The organism is Ramlibacter lithotrophicus, assembly GCF_012184415.1.
Taxonomy (GTDB): Bacteria; Pseudomonadota; Gammaproteobacteria; order Burkholderiales; family Burkholderiaceae_C; genus Ramlibacter; species Ramlibacter lithotrophicus.
On the sequence record NZ_VTOX01000020.1, the window covers coordinates 1 to 1804 of the forward strand.

Here is a 1804-nt window from a genome sequence, read left to right on the forward strand (position 1 = left end):
CTAACGAGGCTGTGCAAAAACCGCCTTCGCGGCCGCAGCGAAGTGGGCGATTGGATCGAACAGGAATTGCATCGCGGTCATGCTCGCTCGGGGCGCCGATTTGATCTCCAGCCGATTCTGGCAGCCTCAATGCCGTTCGCAAAGCCCTATTCACCCGTATCGCGCCCCGCCGGCGCCTCTCATGACCTCCGGCGGCAGTGCGCGATCTTCTCGATGTTGTGCACCAGGCAATACAGGTGCCATTGGGTGCTGACCTTGGTTCGCCCGCGCAGCGTGAATCGGTTCAACCGCTTGTTGTGCCGCAGGTTCGCGAACACGGGTTCCACGGTCGCTATGCGACGGCCATACAGCGTGCGGCCGCGCGCCGAGTCGATCGCGCGCTTCATCAGCTCGGTGGGGGCGTGCGCACCGGCCTGCCCGCGGTGAAACATCGCCACCTGCCGCACCCGCGTGCGTTCGGGATGGCGCAGGCAACGCTCCCGGTCCGTGCACGGCACGCACGCGGCGACCGTGCCGGTGAACTTATGGCAGGTTCGGCCGTTGATGGTGCAGTTGCTGCCGCTGCTGTACAGCCTCTGGCCGGCCGGGCAGATGCAGCTGTTCGTGCGCGGGTCGTGAATGAAGTCGCGCGGCCGGTAAAGGCGCACCGGCTGCTCCTGGCCCGTCGGGCGCTTGTCGTACAGCACGTCGGGTTTGGCCCGATGTCTTTCCTGGCGCGCGAATCGCTCGTCGCGCTGGCGCATCTGGTGGTCGGCGATGAGCGCCGGGATGCCGCGCTCGCACAGGGCCGCCACGTTCTCATTGCTGTGATAGCCCGAATCGGCGGTGATCAGCGTGTGATCCCGGCGCACGGAGCTCGCCTGCTCAATCATGGGCAGCAGCATGCTTTGTTCCGAACCCGATCCGCTCACGTCGGCCGCCACGATCACCTGGTTGGCACTGTCCACGGCCGCCTGGGCGGCGTAGCCCTGGATCACTCCTTTTCCGGTGGCCATCTTGGCGCTGTCGTTGTCGGTGACGTTGGCCTTGAGCTCGCCGCCCTTGCGATTGCGCTTCGGCGACGTGGCAGCCACGAACTCGCGCGTGACCCGGGCTTCGCGCTGAAGCGCCTGCACCCGCGCGCGCCGCTGCGCCTCCAGGTCCAGCTCGCCGGTGCCGCTGTCACAGCTGCGGTGCAACTCGATGATCCTGCCCGCCGCTTTGTCCAGGCGAGCCGCCCGGTGCCTCAGCTCGGCGTGCGTGCCGCTTCGCTCCTTGCTCGCGTTGGCCGGCAGCTTCACACCGTCGATGGCGAACATCTCGGCGCCGATCAGGCCCAGGCGGTCACAGGTCATGAGCACCTGCGCAAACAGCGGCTTGATCTGCTCGCCCAGTTCGCGGACGAACTTGGCGATGTGGGTGTAGCTCGGTTGCGAGTCCCCGCTGATGGCCATGAACAGCACGTTCTGCGCGCAGCCACGCTCGATCGAGCGGCTGGACACCAGTCCGCGGCTGTACGCCAGCAGCACGATCTTGAGCATCACCCGCGGGTCGTAGGCACTGGCGCCGGTCTCGTCGTTGTGGAAGCGCGCATCCAGCGCCGTCAGGTCCAGCTCGTGGTCGACCAGGTGATCGAGCGCGAATTCGAACGTGCCGGGCTGGATCTGCTCCGACAGAACCACCGGCAGGAATCGCGGACTGCGGTCTACAGGTTTGTAGCGGGGCATGGCATCGGCAGGGGCGGCGATGCCTGGTCAACGTTTAACTAGTCAGAAACGCTGACCGGCCGGCGAACCTCCGCGGGAGTTTTTGCACAGCCTCAACG

Annotated in this window: 1 protein-coding gene; it reads right to left on the reverse strand. The window is 66.3% G+C overall.

Features of this window, described 5'->3' with window-relative positions:
* Positions 1–179: 179 nt before the first annotated feature.
* Positions 180–1706, reverse strand: coding sequence for a transposase (locus RAMLITH_RS25420; RefSeq protein ID WP_168110272.1), 1527 nt, complete (start codon positions 1704–1706; stop codon positions 180–182).
* Positions 1707–1804: the final 98 nt, after the last annotated feature.